Genomic DNA, 26,681 nt, shown 5'->3' on the forward strand with positions numbered 1-26,681 from the left:
AGTACCTTTGCATTTCAATTATTTAAAATGAGATTACACAGAAATTTAGTTTATACTACTATTGACGCTCTAAACGCAATATTTAATGAAGGAGAATATGCCGACAAAGTTGTAGCAAGATCCTTAAAAAAAGACAAACGTTGGGGAAGTTCAGACAGAAAATTTGTTGCCGAAACCATATACGAAGTGGTGCGTTGGAAAAGATTATACGCCGAAATAGCCGAGGTAAAAGAACCATTTGACAGAGATAATCTTTGGAGAATGTTTTCGGTTTGGGCAGTTTTAAGAGGATATCCTATTCCAGATTGGAGACAATTAGAAGGTACTCCAGAACGAAAAATCAAAGGGCGTTTTGACGAACTCTCTAAAACAAGAGCTTTAAAAGAATCTATTCCAGATTGGATGGACGAATTGGGAGTAAAAGAACTAGGCGAAAAAGTTTGGGCTACAGAAATTGCCGCTCAAAACCAACCTGCAAAAGTGATTTTAAGAGTAAACACTCTTAAAACTACCAAAGAAAACCTTAGAGCAATTTTGATGGATTTAAACATCGAAACAGAATTCTTAAAAAACCAACCTGATGCTTTAGTACTTAAAGAAAGAGCAAATGTTTTTTTGACAGATGCTTTTAAACAAGGTTTTTTTGAAGTTCAAGACGCCAATTCTCAATTGGTAGCTCATTTTCTTGATGTAAAACCAGGTATGAGAATTGTTGACACTTGTGCTGGAGCTGGTGGAAAAACATTGCACATTGCAGCTTTGATGGAAAACAAAGGACAGCTGATTGCTATGGATTTATACGAAAGTAAGTTAAAGCAATTAAAATTAAGAGCAAAAAGAGATGGTGCTTTTAATATTGAGTATCGCATTATCGACTCAACAAAAGTGATCAAAAAACTTCACGAAAAAGCAGATAGAGTTTTGATTGATGCACCATGTAGCGGACTAGGAGTTCTTAAAAGAAATCCAGATGCCAAATGGAAATTACAACCTGAATTCATTGACAATATTCGAAAAGTACAAGCAGAAGTTTTAGAAAATTATTCCAAAATTGTGAAACCTGGTGGTAAATTAGTTTATGCAACTTGTTCTGTATTGCCTTCGGAAAATCAAGAACAAGTGGAACGCTTCTTAAATACAGATATCGGAAAGCAATTTAACTTTATAAAAGACCAAAAAATATTGGCATCTGAGTCCGGTTTTGATGGTTTTTATATGGCTCTTTTGGAGAGAAAAGAAAGCGTAATCTTAGAAAAAAGAGAAGAGATTAAAGATTAAAGACTCGAGAAATAAGCAGATACAAAAAAAATCCTCGAACAATTCGAGGATTTTTTGTATAATAAATAGTATCTTTTATCTGTATTTTTTATTCTTTATTCTCTTTTCTACATCCTCCCTAATCATTCATAGAAGTCAGGAATTCATCGTTATTCCTAGTTTGTTTGAAACGATCATTTATTAGTGTCATTGCCTCTACAGGATTCATATCCGATAGCATTTTACGCATAATCCACATTCTCTGCAGTGTTTTTGCATCCAACAACATATCGTCACGTCTCGTACTTGAAGATGTTAAATCAATTGCAGGAAAAATACGTTTGTTTGCGATTTTTCTATCCAACTGCAATTCCATATTTCCAGTTCCTTTGAATTCTTCAAAAATAACTTCATCCATTTTCGATCCTGTTTCTGTCAATGCAGTAGCTATTATACTCAAAGATCCACCATTTTCTACATTACGTGCCGCTCCAAAGAAACGTTTTGGTTTTTGCAAAGCATTGGCATCAACCCCTCCACTTAAGACTTTTCCAGAAGCCGGTTGAACTGTATTATAGGCTCGCGCCAAACGTGTAATTGAATCCAATAGAATAACTACATCATGACCACATTCTACCAAACGTTTTGCTTTTTCAAGAACAATATTAGCTATTTTTACGTGTTCTTGAGGCTCTCTATCGAATGTTGAAGCAATAACTTCTCCACGTACACTGCGTTGCATATCTGTAACCTCTTCTGGACGCTCATCGATCAATAAAACAATAAGATAAACTTCAGGGTGATTTGCTGCGATTGCATTGGCAATTTCTTTTAACAACATTGTTTTACCCGTTTTTGGCTGAGCAACAATCATACCACGTTGCCCTTTTCCAATTGGAGAAAACAAATCTATAATACGGGTAGAAATAGTACTTTGTTTTTCGGCCAATCTAAATTTTTCGGAAGGAAATACAGGAGTTAAATGCTCAAAAGAAACTCTATCACGCACCACCTGTGGATCGTGACCATTTATTTTTAAAACTCGAACAAGAGGGAAAAATTTCTCTCCTTCTTTTGGAGGACGTACAACTCCTTTTACTGTATCTCCAGTTTTAAGACCAAACAATCTTACTTGTGAAGTTGACAAATAGATATCATCTGGAGATGCCAAATAATTATAATCTGAAGAACGCAAAAAACCATATCCATCAGGCATCATCTCGAGAACACCTTCACTTTCTATAATTCCATCAAATTCGAAATCGGAATCTTTGAAATTACTTTTCTTATTTTTAAAATTAGGATTTTGGTTTTGGTTCGGATTTTGATTCGGATTTGGATTCCCATTTTGATTGGGAACCTTTTTATTTAATTGATTGGGGTTAATCTTTTTAACAGGAACAACTACCTCAGCTCCGTCTAAAAGTTCAACTGAAGAATCATCTTTAGCTTCAGTTTCAGAATTAGAATCATCCGTAATTATTGCTTCTTTTAGCGCTTCTTTTTCCTTTTGCAAAGCCATTTTTTTCTCATAGGCAGATTTGCTAAACTTAACTATTTTAGATAACTTTTTTTCAACAGAAACTGGATTAACAGCTTCTAAAACTGGCGTTTCCTCAATATTCTTCGGTTTAATTGCAATTGCAACATCTAGAATTTCATCAACAGATTTTTCCATCTCCAACGAAGCAGTTTCTACAACTACTTTAGAAACAGTTGCTTTTTTCACAGGTGCAATTCGAGCTCTTTTAGGCTTATCATCCTCTAAAATTTTTTCAACATTTGAATCTGAAGTGGCAATTTGATGTTCTAAAATTTGACTAATTAAAGTTTCTTTTTTTACACCGTTAAATTTAATTGTTTTAGCTGTTTTAGCTATTTCTTGAAGCTCAGAAAGCTTCATTTCTTTTAATACAGAAATATCAAACATGAATGTTCTATTTGTTTAATTAATTTGGAAATAATGCAAAAGATTTTAAGGTAGTATCTCTTTTTAATAGACCGCAGTATGAAGTGCTTACGGTATTGTTATGCAATAATACAAATAAAATTTATCATACAATAGCTTTTATTAAAAAGAAAATATATTTTTGTAAAACATTTTTAGCAATTATGATCCAAAGAATTCAAACCATATATTTATTCCTTACTTTATTAACAGTTGGAGTTTTGCCATATATTTTTCCATTATGGATTTTAGACAATGGAAAAGAATATTTTTTCATGCAAAACCAATTCTTTGTTATACTATTGGGTTTAAGTACAGCAATTACTGCATACAGTATTATATCTTTCAAAAAAAGACAAACTCAATTTGTTTTAAACAGATTGAATATCATATTAAATTTGGTTTTATTAGGATTGTTTGTATATCATTCACTAAATATATCTGGAGAGACACCTGTTGTTTCTGAGAAAGGTATTGGGATGTTTCTACCTATCTTGGCTATTGTATTATTGGTTTTGGCTAATAAGGCCATCAAGAAGGATGAAGATCTCGTAAAATCTGTGGATCGATTGAGGTAAACCTATAAAATAAATTTATTAATGTGCGAAGGAATCCCGAATGTAACAATTCGGGATTTTTTGTTACAAATTGTATTTTAAAATTATATTGTTAAATAAAAAAAATAGTACATTTTAGAATGATTTTTTTATTTAAATTTGAAAATTGTAATTGAGAATATGACAAAAAATATAAGAATTCATCTTGCCGATGACCACCAAATAATTTTACATGGCATTCAAACATTACTTCAAACCATACCTAATTTTGAAGTTGTAGGATTTTCACTTAATGGAACTACTGTTTTTGATGATGTAACAAACAATAATGCTGACATTCTTGTTTTAGATATTAGTATGCCCGAAAAGGATGGAATTGAAGTAGTAAAGGAATTTGCCGAAAAAGGTTTTCCTTGCAAAGTAATTATACTTTCAAGTTATGACGATTTAAAATTAATTAAAGAAATCATGGATTTGGGCGTAAGTGGCTACTTAACAAAACAACATGCTGGAGACAATATTATCGAAGCCGTTCAAGTTGTTTCCAAAGGTCAAGAATATTTTTGCGAGTCTGTTCGTGAAAAAATATTCAACAATGCTACAAAAAACAACCCTAGACTTAATACTTACAAACCAAATGTAAATCCCTTATTGACAGAACGTGAAATTGAAATTATCATTTTGATAGCTTTAGAGTATAGTGCAAAAGAAATAAGTGAACAGCTATATATCACTGTAAATACAGTAGAAACACACCGTAAAAACATTATGAAAAAACTAAAGGCAAAAAACTCAATTGGCATTGTTAAATATGCAATGAACAATCATTTAATTATTTCTTAGTTTACAATTAACAAAACCTTAATTCAATATTTCACGATTGAAGTTTGCCATTTAAATATGTCTAAAAATAGATTTTCATTATTCTCCTACTTAGTCATTCTATTTTTTTTTAGTCAATTTTCATATGGTCTAAACAAACCACTTTCCAAATTAGAAATCGTTAAATTAATAAACGTTGCTCACACAAATTTGAATAAAGGAGATTATGAAAAATCATTATTAAAATCAAGAGTTGCATTAGAAAATGCTAATAAAAATAAAGATATTGATTTAATAGCCAATTCCTATTTAATCATAGCTGCCAATTTTGACGAACTCTCAGAACCCAACAAAGCTTTACATTATTACAATTTAGGATTGTTTTACGCTAATAAAACAAATAACAATATATTAAAAAATCAGTTTTATAATAATTTAGGAAACATATATTGCTTTGACAAAAAACAATATGAAAAAGGAATCTATTATTATAAAAAATCGATTGCAATAAGTCAAAAGATACTTGATAGAGAACAGATATTTATCACCAAGATAAACTTGGCATGGGCTTTTTTTGATGTAGAAAATTATACTGAAGGTCAGCCTCATTTAGAATATATAAACAAATACCAAACTATCGATGGCAATGAAACAACAATTGTTGCCACAAATATGTTGAACGGAATGTTTGCCAGCTATAAAAACCAACCACAAAAAGCACATCAATTTTTTCAAAGAGCCATTAATTTAGGCAATAACGGAAACGAAAAATCTGATTTGTCTTACTCCTATTTAGAATACTCCAAATTTTTAAATAAAATAAATGAATACAAAAAAGCTTACCAAAGCCTTTTATTATATAACAAAATAACAAACGAACTAAATATTGAAGAAAAGCTCAACAAAGCAAATATTGTTGGTATAAATCTCGAGATCGATCAATACAAAAGAGATATTGATAAAATTGAAAATAACTACAAAACCAAACAACACAAACTCATAGAAGAACAATCTCAAAACAAAAAAATTGTAACCGTTATACTTTCTCTTTTAATCTGTTCCATCCTATTCTTTTATTATTTTTTGCAAAATTTACGATTAAAAGAAAAAAACAAACTCCAATATATTCAAAGTAAAATTCAAGAAAATATAATAAACGCCTCGATTGATGGACAAGAATTGGAAAGAAAAAAAATAGCCTCTTTTTTGCATGACAACATTAGCTCATTGCTTTCGTCAGCCGGTATGCATCTCCATGTTTTTTCTTCAATTACAAATACACAAACTGAAGAAATCATAAAAACTAAAAAGATCTTAGATGATACTCATAAACAAATTAGGAATTTATCTCACGAATTGATGCCTACACTATTGGTTCGATTTGGGCTACTTTTTGCCTTAGAAGATTTATGTGAAAAAACATCTAACTCAAAACTCAAAATTGATTTTTTTACGACCATAAACATTAAAAAAAGATACAATGAAGACTTTGAAATGAAACTTTATTTCATCATTGCCGAATTAATCAATAACATCATTAAACACAGCAACGCTGTTCATGCTACTATTCACCTTGACGAATCAAAATCTCATTTAAAAATAAATGTTGAAGACAACGGAAATGGCTTTATAAATAATCAATTCGAACAATTAGAAGGTTTTGGAATAAACCAAATTAGAGCTCGAATAAACTACTTAAGAGGCGAATTCAACATCCATTCCATTCTTAATAAAGGAACTTCAATAAGTTTAGCAATCCCATTTACAAATTAAAAAAACCTATCCTTTTTTTTCAATTTCAACAATTTCAAGGTTTTTTATCGCCTCACCATCAATCTCAAAACGAAGCATCGTTCTTACTTGATGAAAACCACTTTTTCCAGCAGCTCCGGGATTCATATGTAATAGATTGTTTTTTTTGTCAAAAATTACTTTAAGAATATGCGAATGACCGCAAATAAACAACTTTGGTGGATTTAATGTCATTTCAGCTTTCAATGCAGGATTGTATTTTCCCGGATAACCCCCAATATGCGTAATCCATACATCCACGCCTTCACAAAAAAAACGGTTGTGTAATGGAAATTCCAAACGTGCTTCACTATCATCAATATTACCATAAACACAACGCAAAGGTTTCAACTTTTGAATCGTGTCAGTAACTATTAAGTCCCCAATGTCCCCCGCATGCCACACTTCGTCCGCCTGATTAACATATTTTAAAATAGTATCATCAATATGACTGTGCGTATCGGAAAGAAGGAGAATTTTTTTCATGATAAATAGACTTAAAATGGCAAAGTTATGATTTAAGATTGTAGATTAACGATTTTTGAATTCAGATTTAGAACAATCGCAACACAAAACTTCGTAAATTTGCAGGAGATGATTTCACTCTTTAGTAAAATCAAAAAATCATCATTCGTTAATCTACAATCAAAAATCTTTTGAGATATTTTATTAAACTAGCTTACAACGGAACCAATTATCACGGTTGGCAATATCAGCCGAACGCATCCTCTGTTCAGGAAACGATGAATAAAGCATTTTCGGTTATCCTCAACTCGGAGATCAATCTTATGGGTGCTGGAAGGACAGATACTGGCGTACATGCCAGAGAAATGTATGCCCATTTTGATTTTGAAACCCCGTTTGAGGTTCCAACGATACTGCACAAACTCAATTCTTTTTTACCAAAAGACATTGTTGTATACTCCATTTTTCCTGTTGATGATGAAGCACACACTCGATTTGATGCAACTAAAAGAACTTATGAATACCACATAAACACTTTTAAAGATGCCTTTTTGCAAGAGCAAAGTTGGTACTTTCATCAAAAACTAGATTTGGAATTAATGAATAAGGCCGCAAGAATATTACTGAACTATACCGATTTTCAGTGTTTTTCTAAAGTTAATACCGATGTAAACACTTTTGATTGTAGTATATTTGAAGCGCATTGGACTCGAGGCGAAGCAGAACAGAGCGGGGCTAAACAAGAAAACGGAAAATTAATTTTTACCATTTCGGCCAATCGTTTTTTGAGAAATATGGTTCGGTCCATAGTAGGAACCTTAATTAATATTGGTTTGCACAAAATCACTTTAGAAGATTTTGAAAAAATTATAGAAAGCAAAAACAGAGACAAAGCTGGGTTTTCGGTTCCAGCACATGGGTTATATTTAACTAAGATAGTATACGATTTAAAGAAAATAGAGAAGAGAAAATAGATGATAGATAATAGACGAAAAGACAATAGAGTTTAATTTCGCAAAACAATTAACGCACAACTTCAATTTTGAAAGCAAAAGCATTTGATACCCGATTATTCAAAAGAATATTAAAATACACAAAACCCTATCAATGGCGATTTAATGGTGTGATTGTTTTTGCAATCTCACTTTCTATTTTTGCAGCACTACGCCCCTATTTACTAAAACAAACCGTAGATAGTTACATTCAACCCAAAGATCAAAACGGATTGTTACTGTACATTACCTTAATGGGATTTGTACTTTTACTAGAAGTTTTTTCCCAATTTTTCTTTGTTTATTGGGCCAATTGGTTGGGGCAAGACATTGTAAAAGACATTAGAGTAAAAATGTTCAAACACATTCTAAGTTTTAGAATGAAATATTTCGACCTGGTTCCTGTAGGCCAACTCGTAACGCGATCTGTATCGGACATAGAAGCAATTGCCCGTATTTTTAGTCAAGGATTATTTATGATTATAAGTGACTTAATGAAAATGCTAGTGGTTCTTATTTTTATGTTTTACATGAACTGGAAACTCACTTGGATTGTTATTGTTGCGATGCCAATTTTAGTTTTTATTACCAGAATTTTTCAAAAAAAGATGCAAGTTGCCTTTGAGGAAGTACGAACTCAAATTGCCAATATGAACTCTTTTGTTCAAGAAAGAGTTACAGGCATGAAAATTGTACAGCTGTTTCATCGCGAAGACATTGAAGCCGAAAAATTTAGAGCTATCAATGACAAACACAATAGGGCGTGGATAAAAACGATTTTGTACAACTCTATTTTCTTCCCAATTGCGGATATTATTTCGTCATTAACGCTTGGTTTCATAGTTTTGTACGGAGGATTTAACATTTTGAATGGAGACACTTCGACCACTTTTGGAGATTTATTCTCCTACACTATGTTCATCGGAATGTTATTCAATCCATTGCGCCAAATTGCCGATAAATTCAATGAAATGCAATTGGGTATGATTGCTGCCAATCGTGTTTTTGACATACTAGACACGAAAGACCAAATACAAGACACTGGAACAATTGAAGCTCCATTATTTAATGGCGAAATTCGCTTTGAAAACGTTCGTTTTGGCTATATTCCGGATGAAGAAGTTATAAAAGGTATTAATCTAGAAGTAAAAGCAGGACAAACTATTGCAATTGTTGGTTCTACAGGAGCAGGAAAATCAACTATAATTAATTTATTGAATCGCTTTTATGAAATCAATAGCGGATCAATATTTATAGACAACCAAAACATTGAAGACTACACCTTGAACACATTACGCAAACAAATTGCTGTGGTTCTACAGGATGTTTTTCTTTTTGCAGACACCATTTACAACAACATAACGCTTAACAACCCCGAAATTACGAGAGATCATGTTTTGAATGCTGCTCAAAAAATAGGCGTTCATGATTTTATAATGAGTTTGCCTGACAATTATGATTTTGATGTAAAAGAGAGAGGTGTTATGTTATCTTCGGGTCAACGTCAACTAATTGCGTTTTTGCGTGCATATGTTAGCAATCCGAGCATTTTAATTTTGGATGAAGCAACCTCTTCTATCGACACCTATTCAGAAGAATTAATTCAGCGTGCAACAGAAACCATTACCAAAGGAAGAACATCAATAGTCATTGCCCACCGATTGGCCACCATAGTCAATGCCGATAAAATTGTGGTTATGGACAAAGGACTAATTGTAGAACAAGGAACACATCAAGAATTAATCAACCAAGAACATGGGTATTATAAGAATTTATATGATTCGCAGTTTTCGGTTACAAATTAATTTTTTTTTAAGCTAAATATTACAATAGCAGAAATTAGAGCAACCAATACCGAAAAAAAAACCTAATAGACACACGTTTAGCATATTAATAGCATTAAAATGAATATCTTTGAAAAATCTAAATTCAAATTCAAATGCCACAAATTAGAATTTATCCAAATGAACAATTTAAAGAAATAGAACTCGAATATTCTTTGAAACTTCGTTATGCTATTTCAAACAAAGGACGCTTAATTAGTTTTTCAGAAAACATAGAAGATTGTCGTCTTTTAAAAGGATCTATAAGTGATGGCTACCCTACTTTTGCATTTAGAATTAAAAAAGACGGCAAAACCGTTAGCAAATGTTTATTTCTTTATAAATTAGTAGCTCACTATTTTATTCCGAAACAGTCTGAGGAACAAACGTATGTATTACACTTAGATTACATTCGAAATAACGATGATGTCAATAATTTACGTTGGGCTACCAAAGCGGAAATGCTTGAACATTGGAACAAAAGTCCAAAAGTAATTCAGGCTAGAAAAAATTTAATCGAACAAAACTTAAAAGCTGATGGAAGAAAATTAACAACCACCAAGGTCATGTTAATCAAAACCATTTTATCTCGGCCTAATCAAAAAACACGTCTAAAAATGATTGCCAAACAATTTGGAGTGAGCGAAATGCAAATCAGACGTATTGCCAACGGTGAAAACTGGGGACATGTGAAGATTTAATTATTAATAATGCTAATCAAGATTTAAAAATCTCTTTCTTTGTGCCGTTAGGCTCTAAATATTGGTAGTAAAATAAGTTTACCACAAGTCCTATGTCCCGTAGGGACTAAACTTCCTTGTATAATTAGACATTTAAAATGGTTCGTTTAGTCCCTAACGGGACAAAAAAGGGATGGAATTACTTTTTATCTACCAATATTTAGTACCTAACGCCACATTTGAACCCTTGATTCGCATTAATAACTAAATATTCTATTTTCTCCCCTAAACCTGATAATTTTTTTTCTTCGCAATAAAAATCATTTCACCAACATTGAATTTCATTTGTAACGAATAAAAAGACTCTATACTTCTTAAAAATAACACTCCCTAGTGCTTATTAAATTAATACCTTAGATTATGAGATTATCACAAAATAGCCAAAAACTTTGTACCTGCTAAATTTTTCAATAATCAAATAAATCCTTAATTTCGCACTTTCAATTAATTATTACAATAACTATTAAATGAAATGTATTTTTTATATCCCATTTTAATAATTAAAAACAAATAAAAAACTTTGAAATGACACGAGGCCTTGCCGACTGCATTTTGTACAAATAACAAATAAACAAGCACAAAATGACACAAGCGTAAGCGACTGCATTTTACCATTAAAAAACAAATAAACAAGCACAAAATGAAATACGATATTATAGTTTTAGGAAGTGGTCCTGGAGGGTATGTTACAGCAATTAGAGCTTCTCAATTAGGATTTAAAGTTGCCGTAGTAGAAAAAGAAAACCTAGGTGGAGTATGTTTGAATTGGGGATGTATTCCAACTAAAGCATTATTGAAATCAGCTCAAGTTTTTGATTATTTAAAACACGCTTCAGATTACGGACTAACTGTAAAAGAATTCGACAAAGACTTCCCTGCTGTAGTAAACAGAAGTAGAAGTGTTGCTGACGGAATGAGCAAAGGAGTTCAATTCTTGATGAAAAAAAACAAAATTGATGTTATTGATGGTTTTGGAAAGCTAAAAGCGGGTAAAAAACTTGACGTTACCGATAAAGACGGAAAAGTTACTGAATACAGTGCCGACCATATAATTATCGCAACTGGGGCTCGTTCTCGTGAATTACCTAACCTACCTCAAGATGGTGTAAAAGTAATTGGGTATCGTCAAGCAATGACATTGCCAACACAACCAAAATCTATGATTATTGTAGGATCTGGAGCTATTGGAGTGGAGTTCGCCTATTTTTATAATTCAATGGGAACTGATGTTACCATCGTAGAATTTATGCCAAACGTAGTTCCTGTAGAAGATGAAGACATTTCAAAACAAATGGAACGTTCATTGAAAAAAGCAGGTATCAAAATTATGACTAACTCTTCGGTGGAACGTATTGACACCACTGGTGCAGGAGTAAAAGCATTTGTTAAAACGGCTAAAGGAGAAGAAGTTCTTGAAGCTGATATTTTATTGTCTGCAGTTGGTATCAAAACCAACATCGAAAACATAGGATTAGAAGAAGTAGGTATCGCTACCGATAGAGATAAAATTTTGGTAGACGCATACAACCAAACCAATATCCCAGGATATTATGCAATTGGAGATGTTACTCCAGGTCAAGCTTTGGCTCACGTAGCTTCTGCTGAAGGAATCAATTGTGTGGAGAAAATTGCAGGATTACATGTAGACCCTATCGATTATGGAAACGTTCCTGGTTGTACCTACGCAACTCCAGAAATCGCTTCTGTAGGATTGACCGAAAAACAAGCGAAAGAAAAAGGATACGAATTGAAAATTGGTAAATTTCCATTCTCTGCTTCAGGAAAAGCAAAAGCTGCTGGAACTCCAGATGGTTTTGTAAAAGTAATTTTTGATGCCAAATATGGCGAATGGTTAGGATGTCACATGATTGGTGCTGGTGTTACAGATATGATTGCAGAAGCAGTTGTAGCTCGTAAACTAGAAACTACAGGACATGAAATCTTAAAATCGATTCATCCTCACCCAACTATGAGTGAAGCAGTTATGGAAGCCGTTGCTGATGCGTATGGAGAAGTGATTCACCTATAGATTTTAGATTTTATTAAAAAATCCGTTTTGCTTTTGCAAAACGGATTTTTTTTATCCAAAAGATCAAAATTCCATAGACAATAATCCAATTCAACATTGTCAATCCCCAAATGTGGAGTATATTTACTATCAAATAAAAATAGAAAAATGCTACACAACAACATATTAGAGACAATTGGTAATACGCCACACGTAAAAATCAATAAATTATTTGGTCAAGAAGCAAATGTTTGGGTAAAACTAGAAAAAACAAACCCTGGAGCCAGTATTAAAGACAGAATTGCTCTTGCAATGATTGAGGATGCAGAACAAAAAGGCTTATTATCAAAAGGCAGTACCATAATCGAAGCTACCTCCGGAAACACAGGAATTGGACTAGCTATGGTGGCTGCGGTAAAAGGATATCGATTACTATTGGTTATGCCAGAATCCATGTCTATAGAAAGACGCCGATTAATGAGTATTTATGGTGCAGAATTTGTACTCACACCACGCGAGAAAGGAATGAAAGGAGCTATAGAAAAAGCACAGGAATTAACCAAAGAAATTCCACAAGCATGGTCCCCATTACAATTTGACAACCCAGCAAATATAGAAATCCACAAAACAACAACTGCGCAAGAAATCATAAAAGCTTTTCCAAACGGATTGGATTACTTGATTACTGGAGTTGGAACTGGCGGTCATATCACAGGTTGCGCTGAAATATTAAAACAACATTTTCCTAATCTAAAAGTTTTTGCTGTAGAACCAGAGGCCTCACCAGTAATCAGTGGAGGAGCACCGTCACCTCACCCACTTCAGGGTATTGGAGCTGGATTTATTCCTACCAATTTACATACAGAAATTTTAGATGGAACAATTCAAGTAAGCAAAGAAGAGGCCTTTGAATATACCCAAAGATCTGCAAAAGAAGAAGGAATTCTTCTGGGCATTTCTTCAGGAGCCTCTTTGGCAGCTGTTGCCAAAAAGTTAAAAGAAATCCCATCTGATGCCAAAGTGCTTACTTTTTGCTACGACACCGGTGAACGCTATTTAAGCATCGAAGGATTATTTGAATAAAAATACAGTCCACTAAAACCAACCGATTTGTGAAAACAAGTCGGTTTTTTTTTGGGTGTGTCCTTGTTGCTAAAGATTATATGTAAAAAAATAAAACAAACCGTTCAGCAACAAGGTCAGGCTATCCACTGTATCTTTTTCGTCAGAACCTTAATATTCAAAAAAAACAATTCCGAAAGACGAAAAAGGATGCCGTTACTATCCTTCACACAAAGGACATCGTACCAATCTATAAAGTTTTCACTATTCAGGAGTCTAAAAAAATTTGATCAACATCTATTTATAAGTCTCGCAATTTTACAAATTATAAGCAAAATCATTTTTAATTTCTTCCATTACAAAAGAACTCTGCACATTTGAAATCCCTTTGATAACCGATAATTTATCAATAATAAACTTTTGGTATTCATTCATATCATTGACCGCTACTTTCAATAAAAAATCATAATTCCCAGAAACATGGAAACATCCCATAATTTCTGGTAAAACAAGTATGTGTTGTTTGAAATCATCAATCAATTCTCTGGAATGAACCGCCAAAGTCACCTGACAATACACACTAATTGATTTGCCTACTTTTGTTGGTTCCAACAAAGCAACATATTTCTTGATATATTGTTTTTGCTCTAATTTTTTTATCCTCTCAAACGTCGGAGAGACAGATAATCCAACCTTTTCGGCGATTTCTTTCGTATTTAGCTTTGCATCTTGCTGCAAAAGCATCAAAATTTTATTATCGATGACATCCATGTTCAGAACAATTATATGGTTTAAAAAAAGACTACTTACTATTTCAATACTAAAATACTGCTTTACTAATCAAAACTAGAATTATTATTTGAATTTTTATTACTATGCAGTATATTAAATCTTAAAAATTACTTTTACAGAAAAACAAAACACCATGATACCCATTTCAAAATCTTTATCTGAAAAAGACAATCAACGTTTATTCGATTTGAATCAATATATAGAAAATGCCAGAGACAATTTCTTGGGATATCCAGTTTCCAAAGATTTTGATTATTCAGAAATCAATCATTTTTTAAAATACCCTATCAATAATCTGGGAGACCCTTTTGAGGACTGCACCTACAAAGTTCAAACCCATGAACTCGAAAGAGAAGTCGTTGGCTTTTTCGCCAAATTATTCCGTGCCAATCCAAAAGATTATTGGGGCTATGTAACCAATGGTGGATCGGAAAGTAATTTATACGGATTATATCTAGCACGTGAATTATATCCAAAAGCAATGGTGTATTACTCAGAATCGACTCACTATAGCGTACGTAAAAACATTCATTTGCTCAATATTCCAAGTATTGTTATTCGCTCCCAAGAAAATGGGGAAATCGATTATGTCGATTTTGAAAACACATTAAAAATGAATCGCCATAAACCAGCAATTGTTCTTACCACCTTTGGTACGACAATGAAAGAGGCCAAAGATGATGTTTCAAAAATAAGAGATATTCTAAAAGGATTAGCCATACAAGACAGCTATATCCATTGTGACGCAGCTTTATCAGGTAGTTACGGAGCATTTATGGAACCAAAGTTCCCTTTTGATTTTAAAGATGGAGCAGATAGTATTTCAATCAGTGGCCATAAATTTATAGGTTCACCTATTCCTACTGGAGTTATAATCACAAAACGTTCCAACAGAGATCGTATCTCAAAAGGAATTTCATACATCGGATCTTTAGACACTACGATTACTGGATCTAGAAATGGTCATTGTCCATTATTTCTATGGTATGCATTAAAAAAACTTGGCGTTGACGGCTTAAAAAAACGCTATTTACACAGCTTAGAAGTGGCCGAATATTGTGAACAAAGACTAAAAAGCATAGGCATAGCAGCTTGGAGAAACCCAAATGCCATTACAGTTGTTTTCCCTAAAGCGACTGAAGAGGTAAAGTCCAAATGGCAATTAGCCACAGAAGGCGACATCTCTCATATTATTTGTATGCCTAATGTGACCAAAGAACAAATTGATCTTTTTATCAACGATATAGAGAATTGTGTTGAAAAGCCCGAAGAAGCATTCGAATTTAGTTTCTAAAATTAATGCCACGGATTCATGTTTTTAATAAATCTGAATTCGTGGCACTACTTGGAGTATTTTTTCAGCTTACGCATTGAATACAAACCAACAATCCTGCTGCCAAAATCATAATAAACAAAGAAATACATCCCAAAATATTAGTCAACAACCCATTTACAAATTCTCCCATAATTATTCTATTATTAGAAACATCTAAAACGACGACTATCAAAACTGGAACTGTCGATCCATTAACCATAGCATTAATAGGTACTAATTAACGTGATTATTTTTTTTTACCACTTTCACTAAAAAAGGAAATGACTAAAATTAATAGTATATTAGCATTTCGTTTATTTTAAAAAAATAATCAATAAAAAATGAAATCAAAATACATTTCGCTTTTAGCAATCCTACTTCTATTTTCTTGTAAAACAAAACAATACAATACAAAAAACAGCAATCTTCCAATTATTGGAACATGGGAATTAATTTCAGCTACAACTACACAGAAAGATTCTACTTTCTCCACTTTTAATCCGAAATATAAAATGATAAAGATTATTAATCCCGATCATTTCGCTTTTTTCCAACATGACTTATCTATGGGAAAAGAAGCTGATTCGAAATTTAGCGCAGGAGCAGGAACATATACTTTGGTCAAGGATACTTATACCGAGAATTTGCAATATTTTATATACAGAGAATGGGAAAACAATACATTTGAATTTAAAATTTCAATAAAAAACGACACCTTAACCCAGCAAGGAGTTGAAAAAGTAGAAAAACTTGGCGTAGATCGAATAATAACTGAAAGATACAAAAGAATAAAAGTTAAATAACAACTGCACTGTTCAGGCAATTCTATTTATAAAATCCAACCCAAAATGCAAAATTTAAATTCAAAATACTTAATTCTTCTTTTTATACTGATTATGGCAGGAAAAGTAAAAGCTCAAGATTGGGCTAATTTAAACAAATACAAAAATGAAAATTCATTGATAGTTTCTCCTGCACCTGGAGAAAAAAGAATTGTCTATTTTGGTGATTCTATTACTGAAGGTTGGGGCACTACTCATCCAGAATTTTTTAATACAAAATCATATATTAATAGAGGAATTAGTGGTCAAACTACTTCACAAATGCTTTTGCGTTTTAGACCCGATGTGATTGAATTAAAACCCAAACTTGTAGTGATTTTGGCAGGAACAAATGATATAGCAGGAAATACTGGACCAACAACTCTCGAAACAATTCTAGGAAATATAAGCTCAATGTGTGAATTGGCCAAAGCCAACCAAATAAAAGTAGTTCTTTGTTCTGTACTTCCAGCTTTTGATTACCCATGGAAACCAGGCCTTGAACCCGCAGATAAAATTTTAGATCTCAATAATAGAATTCAGAACTATGCAAAAGCAAATGGTATTGCTTATGTAGACTATTACTCGGCTATGGTTGATGCGCGAAAAAGATTAAAAACAGATTATTCAGCAGATGGAGTTCATCCAAATAAAGTAGGTTATCTTGTAATGGCACCCATAGTAGAGAAAGCTCTCCTGACTTTATAACTTTCTTGTATTTTTTTACGAAATAAAATCAAATTGTTACATCTCTTTATACAGATGAAATTCCTCTAATTCTTTGACCAATCTTTGTCTGTTTTTCTAAAAAACAACTTACTTTTATACCTTCAAAATAATCATTCAAATTCATAATCATGACCAAAGATCTGATTGTTCAAAATATTAGCGCTTCAAAAAGTCATTTTACTATCAATTATAGCATAAAGACCAAAACAGAAGCCTTTACCGAAAAACTATTTTACACTTTATTTGATTCTAATGCTCAACTCGACGAAAGTATTGATTCATTAGAAAAACAATTTAAAGAAATAGCAGCTATTGCATGCAAAAAAGCACACGATTCCTGTGATTCTGCTTGGGATAAATTTCTAGAAAAACTCCCATCTGTTCTTGAAAGGCTAAATAAAGATGCTTCTTATATCTTAGAAAATGACCCCGCATCCAATAGTATCGAAGAAATCTACCTTGCATATCCGGGATTTTATGCTATTGCCATTTATAGATTAAGCCACGAATTGTACTTGTTGGATCTAATGCTTTTTTCTAGGTTGATGAGCGAATACGCACATCGCATAACAGGAACAGACATCCATGCTGGAGCTACTATTGCTTCACCATTTTTTATTGATCACGCTACTGGAATTGTAATTGGGGAAACCGCTGTTATTGAAAAAAATGTAAAAGTGTATCAAGGAGTAACTTTGGGAGCGTTAAGCGTGAGCAAAGAAATGAAAAACTCAAAAAGGCATCCTACAGTGGAGAAAAATGTTTGTCTTTATGCCAATGCAACCATTTTAGGAGGTAGTACTATTATTGGTGAAAACAGTATAGTAGGTGGTAACTCTTGGGTAACCAAGTCTATTCCTGCAGATTCAATAGTACTAAACACTACTACAACAGAAGTCAAAATTAAAGAGAAGCACTAAAATGAAAACCTATAAATTAGTAGAATTAATTGGAAATACACCTTTGGTGGAAACAACTCGATTGATTAAAAATAAGAATGTAACACTTTTATTAAAACTCGAAGGAAATAATCCTGGCGGAAGTGTAAAAGACCGTGCCGCTTACAATATGATTGCCTCTGCTGTTGAAAGAGGAGACATCAAAAAAGGAGATAAATTAATTGAAGCTACAAGTGGCAATACCGGAATTGCATTGGCCATGATAGCGCAATTATTTAACATAGAAATCGAATTGGTTTTACCTGAAGATTCAACCATTGAGCGTACTCAAACGATGCAAGCCTATGGCGCAACGGTTATTCAAACTCCAGCTAGTTTGGGAATAATAGGATCCAGAGATTATGCCGATAAAAAAGTTGCCGAAGGTGGCTATATAATGCTGAATCAGTTTGCCAATGATGACAACTGGAAAGCGCATTACAAAACCACAGGTCCCGAAATTTGGAATGACACAGATGGAACGGTAACCCATTTTGTGGCTGCTATGGGAACAACGGGAACTATTATAGGAACCTCAACATACTTGAAAGAAAAAAATCCAAATATTCAAATTATTGGTGCACAACCGAGTGAGGGATCACAAATTCCTGGTATTCGAAAATGGCCACAAGAGTATTTGCCTAAAATTTTTGATGCCTCAAAAGTAGATATGACTGTCGATGTTAGCGAAAAAGAAGCACGCGAAATGACCAAAAGATTAGCAAAGGAAGAAGGAGTATTTGCTGGCATGAGCAGCGGAGGATCTGTTGCGGTTGCAGTTAAAATTGCCAATCAATTGGAATCTGGTGTCGTAGTAGCCATTATATGTGACCGTGGCGATCGTTATCTGTCTTCAGATTTATTTGATTAAGAACAAGTTGCTAAGTTTTTTTTGATTATTAGTCTGAAAAAATTAGAAATTACCATCCAATATTTTAGAAAAAAAATCTTAGTATCATAGAAACTTAGCCTCTTAGAAACTTAAAAAAACAAAAAAATGAACTATCGCAAACTTGGAAAAACCAATTTCAACATTTCAGAAATAGCGCTTGGAACATGGCAAGTAGGCGGGAAATGGGGTTCACCCTTTAATGATAAAAACGCAGACGAATTGATCAATACCGCCATTGATAACGGGGTGAATTTTATTGACACTGCCGATGTTTACGAAAATGGACTAAGCGAAACTGCAGTAGGAAGAGTGGTTCGTTCCCGTTCTGAACGTATATATGTGGCTACAAAATGTGGTCGACACATCAATCCGCATGTAAGTGAAGGATATCAGCCCAAAGTACTTCAAAAATTTATCGAAGACAGTTTGAAAAGAATGGGATTGGAAACCATCGATCTTATTCAGTTGCATTGTCCGCCCAACCAAGTATTTTACCGTCCCGAAATTTTTGAAATGTTTGACCGATTGAAAGATCAAGGCAAGATTTTGAATTTGGGTGTTAGTGTAGAAAAAGTAGAAGAAGCTTTAAAAGCTATTGAATACTCCAATGTAACTACCATTCAAATCATATTCAATCTTTTTCGTCAACGTCCATCCGAATTATTATTCAAAGAAGCGCAAAAAAAAGATATTGGAATTATTGCAAGAGTACCATTGGCCAGCGGATTATTAACCGGTAAATTTGATGCTTATACTATTTTTGACGCACAAGATCACCGAAACTTCAATCGAGATGGAGCCGGTTTTGACAAAGGAGAAACGTTCTCTGGTATTAATTATGAGTTGGGTTTAAAAGCCGTTGAGGAATTAAAGGCATTATTTCCAGATACAACAAACTTGGCTCCTATCGCACTGCAATGGATTCTAAATTTTAATGAAATTAGCTGTATCATTCCTGGAGCATCAAAACAAAGTCATGTTGTATCGAATCTCTCGTTGTATGATTTACCTGAACTAACTCCAGAGAAAATCACTGCAATGAATGCCATTTATGAGCACTATATCAAACCAGAAGTACATCAACTTTGGTAAAAAAAACAAATTATGTTCAATAAAGCCAATTTCAAAGAGTGGTTCGACCGCTATAAATATTCAGAATTAGCTGCTACAAGCGCCGCTTTAATCGCATCACAATTCAGTAGCATTTTTAGTGCATTGGTGACAGCTTATCTAATAACATTTGCCGAATATTTTGCATTTTATGGTGTTATGATTTACCGATCATACAAAAAGCAGCAATTTCAGCATGGAAAAACGACTCTAAAGGGTATCTTATACTTAATCCGGAATTTATTTCTGGAATTTGGTTATCCTGCGGCATTGGATTTCTTTTTTATTCGTCCTTTTTGTATGTACTGGATGCCAATCCTGACAGGAAATTATTTCTTTGGAATTATTTTAGGTAAAATTACTGCTGATTCCTTTTTTTATACTTTATCCATTGTGAACTACGAATTGATAAAAAAGAAAGAATAGCCTTCTAATCTAATAAAGGAATTATCAAAACAACAAAATGTTCGGTTTATTGACAAACCGAACATTTTGTTGTTTTTTTTTGAATAACTTAGATAAATGCCAGCATCAAGTTTAATAAAATTTACTTGTTGCATTTTAAAATATGACAAAAACACACCCCTAACCCCTCTCGAGAGGGAAAACGCTCCGCTAACACATAGCCTTAAGGTGTTTTAAGCAAGAAATTCAGATTGTTTTATACCAAAGTAGCTGTTGTTGTAATTTCGGCAGTAAATAGTTTTGAAATTGGACAATTCTTTTCTGCTTTTGTAGCTAATTCCTGAAATGTTTCATTGGATATGCCACTTATTTTGGCATTGACCGTTAAATGAGAACCGATTATTGTTCCTTCTACCAAATTGATATCGCATTTCGTTTCTATATTTTCAATTACGGCACTCGTTTCTCCGATAAAAGCAGAAAGTTGCATGGTAAAACATCCCGCATGCGCAGCAGCAATAAGCTCTTCGGGATTGGTACCTACTCCTTCCTCAAATCGGGATTTGAATGAATATTGCGTATTGTCTAAAGTTTTACTTTGTGTTGTCAATTTGCCAGCTCCTTCTTTTAGAGAACCATTCCAAACTGCAGTTGCATTTCTTTTCATAATAGCTATTTATTAGTTTACTCAAATTTAGTTATTTAATGAAAAAATGATTTTTAGAATTGATTTAATTAACGAAAATTTAATAAGCATCAGACTCAAACTAATTGATTTACTTTGCTAAATATTTATTTTTCGAATAAATATCAAGTACAAATCCTTGTTGCTTTTTTTTAAACAAACGCAACCTTTCATTTAGACAACCATCTAGTTATTAAACAAACACTTATGAAAAACCTTAAATTTTTATTTATCGCATTTAGCATACTATTATTCAGTTGCAATACTGATGATTCTTCTTCTAAGGAAAAGGAAACTCAAAATCTAGCCAAAATGTATGAAGAAATTATTTCATCTTCTATGATCAGTACTACACCATGCACAAATCCGGCAGAGTGGTCATTTACGGCTATTGGATCAAAAGCATGCGGAGGTTCTACAGGCTTTATTGCTTATTCTTTAAAAATTAATGTTACTGAATTCCTTAAAAAAGTAGAAAATTACACCAAAGCAGAAGATGCTTATAATAAAAAATGGGGCGCCATTTCTACCTGTGACATACTATTGCCTCCTAAAAGAGTAGATTGCGTTAATGGAAAACCTTCATTGGTATACTCTGATCTGGAAAATTGAAGATTGGTATGAAACTATTTCATTTTCGGGATTAAGCCTCTTTACAATTTTCAATCCCAAATCTCTCCGTTCATTCCCTGCCCCCGATTATAGCGAAAAACCCGGAGTTCTGGAGACATTATAACACTTGCCTAGAAAGAGCGACCAACCCCAATAGCTCAATGTCATTAAGTTAAGCTTTGTTTTTTCTAGCCAAGACGCAAAGGCGCAAAGTTAAGATTCGATTTCTTGGCGTCTTTGCGTCTTTGCGAGAGTTATATTTTGAAAAAGCGTAGTGAGAAACCCTTAACCTTAATAATATTGCCCGATAGCTCCTATGTTTGCAAAGTTAAAAATTTCAGAAATGGAATGATTAAATTTGTAGAAATAAAGTAAGAAGAATGAGAGTACACCGATGGCTAAATAACTCAAGAAGTATATTGTTCGATAGAAACCACCTCATTCTTTTTTATCTTTTAGAGTCTGAACAGAATGTAAGGAATTATGCTAGTCGTAATATCCAGAATATCCAACCAGGAGAAAAGACGAAGGGAGATTCTTTACTTTATAAATTAACCTTGAAAGATTAAGAATGGAAATATTAAAACAAGTATTGGGAATTGATGTAGCTCAGAAAGAATTGGTAGTTACCCTAGGTAGAATGGTTGTGGATTTATCAATAGAATTGTATGGCTATAAAGTTTTTAGAAATAATGAAAAAGGTTTTTTATCACTCTTGGAATGGGTCGAAAAGAGAACTGATGACAGTACGAAAGTTCGATTTGTCATGGAGGCTACGGGTGTTTATCATCAAAAATTCGCTTATTTTTTAGATGAAAAAGAGTATGAAGTTTGCGTTGTTTTACCTAATAAAATATCCAACTACATGCGGACTTTAGACAATAAAACAATTACAGATAAAACTTGTTCAGAAGCAATTGCACAATTTGGGTTAGAAAGAAAATTAGATTTATGGCATCGTCCAAAAAGAATTTATAAGAATCTGCAACAGCTTACTCGTGAAAGAGATCAGATAGTTTTTGAGAGGGCAATGGTTAAAAACCACCTTCATGCAGAACAAGCAGAAGCTGAGCCTAATGAGAGTAGTATATTGCGGATTAGTACCCGAATTAAATTCTTAAGTGGACAAGAGAAAGAGATAAAAAAAGAGATTGAAAGCTGGGTAAATAAAGACATAGTTTTAAAAAATGAGATAGAAAACATCTGTACAATACCGGGTATTGGCAAGCTGACTGCCGTGATTATTTTAGCAGAAACTAATGGTTTTGAACTCATACGAAGTAAGAGACAATTGACCAGTTATGCAGGACTTGATGTTAAAGAAAAACAATCTGGGACATCGGTAAAAGGAAAGCCTCGAATATCAAAAAGCGGAAATAGACACTTGCGAAAAGCAATGCATTTACCAGGTCTAACTGCTGTGAGATGGGATGATAATTTTCGAGATTTTTATGCGAGGATAGTGTCGAAGCAAGGAATCAAAATGAAAGCATTGATAGCAGTTCAAAGAAAACTTTTGGAAATGGCTTATACTATATTCAAAAATAAGTGTCCTTATGACAAAGAACATGAAACCAAGAGAATGGAACAAAAAAATAGCGTGCATGCACAAACGGCATAAACACGCTATACAGGCTGGTTCTTGACCGCCTTTGTAGGACAAAATTAAACAATAAAAGTGATTCAAGTGAAATAAACCCAAAATAAAAGACATAGGGTTATAAGAATAAATGAAACAATAAAAACAATAATCTTAAAGATTACCCGAGGTCCTTTTTTGAAATAAAAATTATTTTTTAATTGGAAATCAACACAGAATCTATCGGGCAATGTCATTAAATTAAGGATTTCTCACTACGCTTTTTCAAAATATAACTCTCGCGAAGACGCCAAGACGCCAAGAAATCGACTCTTAACTTTGCGCCTTTACGTCTTGGCGAGAAAAAAGAAAGCTTAACTTAATGACATTGAGCTATCGGGTCTGTGTTCTATTTTTTGATCTGTCCACACGATAGTCCAAAGAAGGGGAATACGCACTACTTTCCCTCCTCTGGAGGGGCGACTGAAAGGCGGGGTGGCATTTCTTGCAAATCAATGATTATATTCCTAGATTAATTCTTATTTTAGTAAACTCAATTTAAGCCAAACGAAAATGAAAACCTCCTTTTTCCAAAAAAAAATCATTATTCCTGTTGTTGCTTCCGCCTTTTTGTTTGTGGGGGTTAGTTTCAAAGACGACTATTTTGAGATTGCCAAACAATTGGAAATTTTCACGACGCTTTTCAAAGAATTGAACAAAAACTATGTAGACGAAACTACTCCAGCTGAGTTAATGAACAATGCTATAAAAGGTATGTTGAGCTCACTGGATCCGTATACGGTTTATTTTAACGAACAGGAAGTACTCAAATACAAAATCAACAATACGGGAGAATATACCGGAATTGGAGCATTAATCACTCGAAAAGACGATAAATTAATTCTAAAAGAACCCTACAAAAATTTTCCTGCAGACAAGGCAGGACTCAAAGCAGGCGATGAAATTACTCAGATCGGAGACACTCCACTGGCCGATTTTAAAGATGATGCTTCACAATTATTCAAAGGCTCCAAAAACACAAAAATTGATGTAAAATACATTCGTCAAGGAAAACCTTATTCGACAGCAATTGTATTGGATGAAGTCGAAATCAAATCGGTTCCCTATTTTGGAAAGATAGATGACAAAACAGGTTACATCGTCTTGGCGCATTTCAACAAAAAAGCCTCAAACGAAACCAGAGAGGCATTGGAACAATTAAAAAAAGAAGGTGCCGAAAGAATCGTGTTGGACCTAAGAGGAAACCCCGGCGGATTACTTAACGAAGCGGTAAATATCTGCAACCTTTTTGTGCCAAAAAACGAAATTATTGTAACGACTAAATCCAAAATAGAAAAACACAATAACACCTACAAAACCTCAAAAGAGCCAATAGACACAGCAATTCAGTTAGTGATTTTGGTTAACGGACGAAGTGCATCGGCCTCGGAAATTGTTTCTGGTGCATTACAAGATTTGGATCGTGCAGTGGTTTTGGGCAGCCGCAGTTTTGGTAAGGGTTTGGTGCAAAGACCTCAAGATTTGGTTTACGGTACGCAACTCAAAGTAACGATTTCGCGTTATTACACCCCTTCTGGAAGGTGTATACAAGCACTTGATTATACGCGTAAAGACAAAAATGGTATTGCCACCAGAACCGATGCCAAAAACTACAACACTTTCAAAACCAGAAAAGGACGCACCGTTTATGATGGAGGTGGCGTATTGCCAGATATTGAAATGGAAGAAACCAAGACCAGTCCAATAGCTAATGCTTTATTGAAAAACGACGGTATTTTTAATTATGCCACTCAATATTATTATAAAAATCCAAATATTGGAACCAAAATACCTGTCCTAACCGATGCGGATTATGCGGACTTCAAACAGTTTTTGAAAACACAAAAATTTTCATTTGACACAGAAACTGAGTTAGCTTTGAAAAACACTTTGGCAGCAGCCAAAAAAGAAAAACTGGATGACGGCATAGCAGCTGAATACCAACTATTACTTACTGCACTCCAAAAAACGGAAAATGCTTTGCTGGACAAAAATCAAAAAGAAATCAAAGGTTTACTATTGGATGAAATCATTAAACGATACCAATACCAAGAAGGACTTTACGAATATTATATCAAGAACAATCCCGAAATCAAGAAAGCAGTTAGCATTTTAAACACTTCAGAAGAGTATAATTCTATTTTGAAAATTTGATGAAAATCATATTCAAAATAATAGCCTTTCTGTCTTTTTTTGGACATTATATACAAGAAATTCACATTCAAAACGTTTATTTTGAATTTAAAAACTCATTCTTTTACCATTAGAACAAAAAAACAGAGGCGTTTATTCAAAAAACAAACACTTCTAAAATGATAATATGTTCCTATTTATGACTATTGTGATGACAGAGGAACCAATGATTGTAATTTTAAATTAATAGACAAAAGAGTAGAGTTTTTAATTTTGAAGATTTAAAATTTCAAGTTTACTATTTTGTATTTTAGTCCTACAAACATAACTTTCAATGAGTACTTTAGAACTAAAAAAAGAACTACATCAAATTATTGACAATAGCGACACTAATCTCACTGAGGCGTTTTATAATTTAATTACAAATCACTTGTCAAAATCAGAACACAGCAAAATGATTACGGTATAAGAAGATGATATAAAAGCAGGCCGTATTCATAGTCAAGATGATGTTAAAAAAATGATTGAAATTTGGAGAGAATAACGAAGTAATAGACATCTACTTTTGAATAAACAACAAATCAATTTCTTTAATTTTTTCAAAACCTTTATCGGAAGTAATAAGTGGAATGTTATAAATAATCGCTGTAGAAGCAATAATAGCATCTGGAATTTTTATTTTGTAATTATTGCGAATTGCAATACATTCTTTTTTAATCTGATGATTCATATCTAAAATAAGACAATCATCTAACAAATTTTTAAACTGATTTCTTTGTGTTTTAGAAATACTAAATGCACCTAACAACTCTATTTCAGTAATAAAAGATACCGCAAAACTATAGTCCAAAAAGGATTCTACAAAAGGCTCTCCTTGATTGACATGAATTAAAAAATTGGTATCTACCAAAAAATTAATCCCATTCATTTCTCGCCTCTTTTTGAAAACCTAACGCATCTATATTTTTCGTAGATAAACCAAAGTGTTTGCGCAATCCTTTTGATTCTTTCTTCTGAATTATTTTTTCAAGTGTTTCTTGAATTTCTTTTTTTGACTGCTTTTTAGTTATAATGACTGTCATAAACTTTTAAATTAATTCATACTTACAAATTTACAGTAATTTTCTATTGATTGGTAAACTATT

Annotated in this window: 26 protein-coding genes; 20 read left to right on the plus strand and 6 right to left on the minus strand. The window is 33.1% G+C overall.

Annotation, left to right across the window (positions count from 1 at the left end):
• The first annotated feature begins 27 nt into the window (after positions 1–27).
• Entirely contained in the window at positions 28–1,278 is a 1,251-nt protein-coding gene (locus tag AC8GF4_RS00380; RefSeq protein WP_506591656.1) for an RsmB/NOP family class I SAM-dependent RNA methyltransferase, read from the plus strand.
• A 118-nt stretch (positions 1,279–1,396) separates the two neighbouring features.
• Here the strand turns inward: AC8GF4_RS00380 and rho are convergent, their stop codons facing one another.
• Positions 1,397–3,187, minus strand: a complete 1,791-nt coding sequence (gene rho, locus AC8GF4_RS00385; protein ID WP_506591658.1) for a transcription termination factor Rho — start codon at positions 3,185–3,187, stop codon at positions 1,397–1,399.
• Positions 3,188–3,369: 182 nt separating this feature from the next.
• Between rho and AC8GF4_RS00390 the strand changes: the two genes are divergently transcribed.
• From AC8GF4_RS00390 to AC8GF4_RS00400, 3 genes are all read left to right on the plus strand, one after another.
• Positions 3,370–3,783: a DUF4293 domain-containing protein gene (locus AC8GF4_RS00390; RefSeq protein WP_506591660.1), complete on the plus strand. Its 414-nt coding sequence runs from the start codon at positions 3,370–3,372 to the stop codon at positions 3,781–3,783.
• Between the two features lie 159 nt (positions 3,784–3,942).
• Positions 3,943–4,605, plus strand: a complete 663-nt coding sequence (locus AC8GF4_RS00395; RefSeq protein ID WP_506591662.1) for a response regulator transcription factor — start codon at positions 3,943–3,945, stop codon at positions 4,603–4,605.
• 57 nt (positions 4,606–4,662) lie between these two features.
• Entirely contained in the window at positions 4,663–6,357 is a 1,695-nt protein-coding gene (locus tag AC8GF4_RS00400) for a tetratricopeptide repeat-containing sensor histidine kinase (protein WP_506591664.1), read from the plus strand.
• 6 nt (positions 6,358–6,363) lie between these two features.
• On the opposite strand, the gene AC8GF4_RS00405 is transcribed toward AC8GF4_RS00400, so the two are convergent.
• Positions 6,364–6,861: a metallophosphoesterase family protein gene (locus AC8GF4_RS00405; protein ID WP_506591666.1), complete on the minus strand. Its 498-nt coding sequence runs from the start codon at positions 6,859–6,861 to the stop codon at positions 6,364–6,366.
• Between the two features lie 170 nt (positions 6,862–7,031).
• On the opposite strand from AC8GF4_RS00405, the gene truA reads away from it, so the two are divergent.
• The 5 genes from truA to cysK all read left to right on the plus strand — a co-directional run bounded on the left by truA (position 7,032) and on the right by cysK (position 13,486).
• Positions 7,032–7,814, plus strand: coding sequence for a tRNA pseudouridine(38-40) synthase TruA (gene truA, locus AC8GF4_RS00410; RefSeq protein ID WP_506591668.1), 783 nt, complete (start codon positions 7,032–7,034; stop codon positions 7,812–7,814).
• A 68-nt stretch (positions 7,815–7,882) separates the two neighbouring features.
• Positions 7,883–9,637, plus strand: coding sequence for an ABC transporter ATP-binding protein (locus AC8GF4_RS00415; RefSeq protein ID WP_506591670.1), 1,755 nt, complete (start codon positions 7,883–7,885; stop codon positions 9,635–9,637).
• A gap of 134 nt (positions 9,638–9,771) precedes the next feature.
• Entirely contained in the window at positions 9,772–10,356 is a 585-nt protein-coding gene (locus AC8GF4_RS00420; protein WP_506591672.1) for an NUMOD4 domain-containing protein, read from the plus strand.
• 679 nt (positions 10,357–11,035) lie between these two features.
• Entirely contained in the window at positions 11,036–12,424 is a 1,389-nt protein-coding gene (gene lpdA / locus AC8GF4_RS00425) for a dihydrolipoyl dehydrogenase (protein ID WP_506591674.1), read from the plus strand.
• 147 nt (positions 12,425–12,571) lie between these two features.
• Positions 12,572–13,486, plus strand: coding sequence for a cysteine synthase A (gene cysK, locus AC8GF4_RS00430; protein ID WP_506591676.1), 915 nt, complete (start codon positions 12,572–12,574; stop codon positions 13,484–13,486).
• Positions 13,487–13,783: 297 nt separating this feature from the next.
• Here the strand turns inward: cysK and AC8GF4_RS00435 are convergent, their stop codons facing one another.
• A complete protein-coding gene (locus tag AC8GF4_RS00435) occupies positions 13,784–14,236 on the minus strand; it encodes an Lrp/AsnC family transcriptional regulator (protein ID WP_506591678.1) in 453 nt (150 codons plus the stop codon).
• Between the two features lie 154 nt (positions 14,237–14,390).
• Between AC8GF4_RS00435 and AC8GF4_RS00440 the strand changes: the two genes are divergently transcribed.
• The 7 genes from AC8GF4_RS00440 (at position 14,391) to AC8GF4_RS00470 (ending at position 20,488) form a co-directional block, all read left to right on the plus strand.
• Complete coding sequence (locus AC8GF4_RS00440; protein ID WP_506591680.1) at positions 14,391–15,551, plus strand: histidine decarboxylase; 1,161 nt, start codon at positions 14,391–14,393, stop codon at positions 15,549–15,551.
• Between the two features lie 362 nt (positions 15,552–15,913).
• Positions 15,914–16,375, plus strand: a complete 462-nt coding sequence (locus AC8GF4_RS00445) for a hypothetical protein (protein ID WP_506591682.1) — start codon at positions 15,914–15,916, stop codon at positions 16,373–16,375.
• Positions 16,376–16,420: 45 nt separating this feature from the next.
• The gene (locus AC8GF4_RS00450) at positions 16,421–17,101 is read left to right on the plus strand and encodes an SGNH/GDSL hydrolase family protein (RefSeq protein WP_506591684.1); all 681 of its coding nucleotides are present in this window, start codon (positions 16,421–16,423) and stop codon (positions 17,099–17,101) included.
• 149 nt (positions 17,102–17,250) lie between these two features.
• On the plus strand, positions 17,251–18,042 hold the full coding sequence (epsC, locus tag AC8GF4_RS00455) for a serine O-acetyltransferase EpsC (protein WP_506591686.1): 792 nt from the start codon (positions 17,251–17,253) through the stop codon (positions 18,040–18,042).
• Between the two features lies 1 nt (position 18,043).
• Entirely contained in the window at positions 18,044–18,931 is an 888-nt protein-coding gene (gene cysM, locus AC8GF4_RS00460) for a cysteine synthase CysM (protein ID WP_506591688.1), read from the plus strand.
• A 126-nt stretch (positions 18,932–19,057) separates the two neighbouring features.
• Positions 19,058–20,044 (plus strand): aldo/keto reductase, encoded by a 987-nt coding sequence (locus AC8GF4_RS00465; RefSeq protein ID WP_506591690.1) that lies wholly within the window; start codon positions 19,058–19,060, stop codon positions 20,042–20,044.
• A gap of 12 nt (positions 20,045–20,056) precedes the next feature.
• A complete protein-coding gene (locus tag AC8GF4_RS00470) occupies positions 20,057–20,488 on the plus strand; it encodes a hypothetical protein (protein WP_506591692.1) in 432 nt (143 codons plus the stop codon).
• A 235-nt stretch (positions 20,489–20,723) separates the two neighbouring features.
• On the opposite strand, the gene AC8GF4_RS00475 is transcribed toward AC8GF4_RS00470, so the two are convergent.
• Positions 20,724–21,134 carry an OsmC family peroxiredoxin gene (locus AC8GF4_RS00475; RefSeq protein WP_506591694.1) on the minus strand — a complete coding sequence of 137 codons (411 nt, stop codon included), beginning with the start codon at positions 21,132–21,134 and terminating at the stop codon, positions 20,724–20,726.
• A 225-nt stretch (positions 21,135–21,359) separates the two neighbouring features.
• Here AC8GF4_RS00475 and AC8GF4_RS00480 point away from each other — a divergent pair, with 225 nt between their 5' ends.
• The 4 genes from AC8GF4_RS00480 (at position 21,360) to AC8GF4_RS00495 (ending at position 26,005) form a co-directional block, all read left to right on the plus strand.
• Positions 21,360–21,764 (plus strand): hypothetical protein, encoded by a 405-nt coding sequence (locus AC8GF4_RS00480; RefSeq protein ID WP_506591696.1) that lies wholly within the window; start codon positions 21,360–21,362, stop codon positions 21,762–21,764.
• Between the two features lie 571 nt (positions 21,765–22,335).
• A complete protein-coding gene (locus tag AC8GF4_RS00485; RefSeq protein WP_506591698.1) occupies positions 22,336–23,385 on the plus strand; it encodes an IS110 family RNA-guided transposase in 1,050 nt (349 codons plus the stop codon).
• Positions 23,386–23,916: 531 nt separating this feature from the next.
• Positions 23,917–25,557: a S41 family peptidase gene (locus tag AC8GF4_RS00490; protein WP_506591700.1), complete on the plus strand. Its 1,641-nt coding sequence runs from the start codon at positions 23,917–23,919 to the stop codon at positions 25,555–25,557.
• Positions 25,558–25,870: 313 nt separating this feature from the next.
• Positions 25,871–26,005 (plus strand): hypothetical protein, encoded by a 135-nt coding sequence (locus tag AC8GF4_RS00495; protein WP_506591702.1) that lies wholly within the window; start codon positions 25,871–25,873, stop codon positions 26,003–26,005.
• Positions 26,006–26,095: 90 nt separating this feature from the next.
• Here AC8GF4_RS00495 and AC8GF4_RS00500 read toward each other — a convergent pair whose 3' ends face one another.
• Both AC8GF4_RS00500 and AC8GF4_RS00505 read right to left on the minus strand, forming a co-directional pair.
• Positions 26,096–26,464 (minus strand): type II toxin-antitoxin system VapC family toxin, encoded by a 369-nt coding sequence (locus AC8GF4_RS00500; protein ID WP_506591704.1) that lies wholly within the window; start codon positions 26,462–26,464, stop codon positions 26,096–26,098.
• Positions 26,451–26,618 carry a hypothetical protein gene (locus AC8GF4_RS00505; protein ID WP_506591706.1) on the minus strand — a complete coding sequence of 56 codons (168 nt, stop codon included), beginning with the start codon at positions 26,616–26,618 and terminating at the stop codon, positions 26,451–26,453. The genes AC8GF4_RS00500 and AC8GF4_RS00505 overlap by 14 nt, the downstream gene beginning before the upstream one ends.
• Positions 26,619–26,681: the final 63 nt, after the last annotated feature.

It is taken from the genome of Flavobacterium rarum (SeqCode), assembly GCF_965234445.1.
Lineage (GTDB): Bacteria > Bacteroidota > Bacteroidia > Flavobacteriales > Flavobacteriaceae > Flavobacterium > Flavobacterium rarum.

What these genes read in the sequence shown, in the direction of transcription:
- AC8GF4_RS00380 (WP_506591656.1), top strand. Translation starts at nt 28, where the DNA reads ATGAGATTACACAGAAATTTAGTTTATACTACTATTGACGCTCTAAAC.
- rho (WP_506591658.1), bottom strand. Translation starts at nt 3,187, where the DNA reads ATGTTTGATATTTCTGTATTAAAAGAAATGAAGCTTTCTGAGCTTCAA.
- AC8GF4_RS00390 (WP_506591660.1), top strand. Translation starts at nt 3,370, where the DNA reads ATGATCCAAAGAATTCAAACCATATATTTATTCCTTACTTTATTAACA.
- AC8GF4_RS00395 (WP_506591662.1), top strand. Translation starts at nt 3,943, where the DNA reads ATGACAAAAAATATAAGAATTCATCTTGCCGATGACCACCAAATAATT.
- AC8GF4_RS00400 (WP_506591664.1), top strand. Translation starts at nt 4,663, where the DNA reads ATGTCTAAAAATAGATTTTCATTATTCTCCTACTTAGTCATTCTATTT.
- AC8GF4_RS00405 (WP_506591666.1), bottom strand. Translation starts at nt 6,861, where the DNA reads ATGAAAAAAATTCTCCTTCTTTCCGATACGCACAGTCATATTGATGAT.
- AC8GF4_RS00420 (WP_506591672.1), top strand. Translation starts at nt 9,772, where the DNA reads ATGCCACAAATTAGAATTTATCCAAATGAACAATTTAAAGAAATAGAA.
- lpdA (WP_506591674.1), top strand. Translation starts at nt 11,036, where the DNA reads ATGAAATACGATATTATAGTTTTAGGAAGTGGTCCTGGAGGGTATGTT.
- cysK (WP_506591676.1), top strand. Translation starts at nt 12,572, where the DNA reads ATGCTACACAACAACATATTAGAGACAATTGGTAATACGCCACACGTA.
- AC8GF4_RS00435 (WP_506591678.1), bottom strand. Translation starts at nt 14,236, where the DNA reads ATGGATGTCATCGATAATAAAATTTTGATGCTTTTGCAGCAAGATGCA.
- AC8GF4_RS00440 (WP_506591680.1), top strand. Translation starts at nt 14,391, where the DNA reads ATGATACCCATTTCAAAATCTTTATCTGAAAAAGACAATCAACGTTTA.
- AC8GF4_RS00445 (WP_506591682.1), top strand. Translation starts at nt 15,914, where the DNA reads ATGAAATCAAAATACATTTCGCTTTTAGCAATCCTACTTCTATTTTCT.
- AC8GF4_RS00450 (WP_506591684.1), top strand. Translation starts at nt 16,421, where the DNA reads ATGCAAAATTTAAATTCAAAATACTTAATTCTTCTTTTTATACTGATT.
- epsC (WP_506591686.1), top strand. Translation starts at nt 17,251, where the DNA reads ATGACCAAAGATCTGATTGTTCAAAATATTAGCGCTTCAAAAAGTCAT.
- cysM (WP_506591688.1), top strand. Translation starts at nt 18,044, where the DNA reads ATGAAAACCTATAAATTAGTAGAATTAATTGGAAATACACCTTTGGTG.
- AC8GF4_RS00465 (WP_506591690.1), top strand. Translation starts at nt 19,058, where the DNA reads ATGAACTATCGCAAACTTGGAAAAACCAATTTCAACATTTCAGAAATA.
- AC8GF4_RS00470 (WP_506591692.1), top strand. Translation starts at nt 20,057, where the DNA reads ATGTTCAATAAAGCCAATTTCAAAGAGTGGTTCGACCGCTATAAATAT.
- AC8GF4_RS00475 (WP_506591694.1), bottom strand. Translation starts at nt 21,134, where the DNA reads ATGAAAAGAAATGCAACTGCAGTTTGGAATGGTTCTCTAAAAGAAGGA.
- AC8GF4_RS00480 (WP_506591696.1), top strand. Translation starts at nt 21,360, where the DNA reads ATGAAAAACCTTAAATTTTTATTTATCGCATTTAGCATACTATTATTC.
- AC8GF4_RS00485 (WP_506591698.1), top strand. Translation starts at nt 22,336, where the DNA reads ATGGAAATATTAAAACAAGTATTGGGAATTGATGTAGCTCAGAAAGAA.
- AC8GF4_RS00490 (WP_506591700.1), top strand. Translation starts at nt 23,917, where the DNA reads ATGAAAACCTCCTTTTTCCAAAAAAAAATCATTATTCCTGTTGTTGCT.
- AC8GF4_RS00495 (WP_506591702.1), top strand. Translation starts at nt 25,871, where the DNA reads ATGAGTACTTTAGAACTAAAAAAAGAACTACATCAAATTATTGACAAT.
- AC8GF4_RS00500 (WP_506591704.1), bottom strand. Translation starts at nt 26,464, where the DNA reads ATGAATGGGATTAATTTTTTGGTAGATACCAATTTTTTAATTCATGTC.
- AC8GF4_RS00505 (WP_506591706.1), bottom strand. Translation starts at nt 26,618, where the DNA reads ATGACAGTCATTATAACTAAAAAGCAGTCAAAAAAAGAAATTCAAGAA.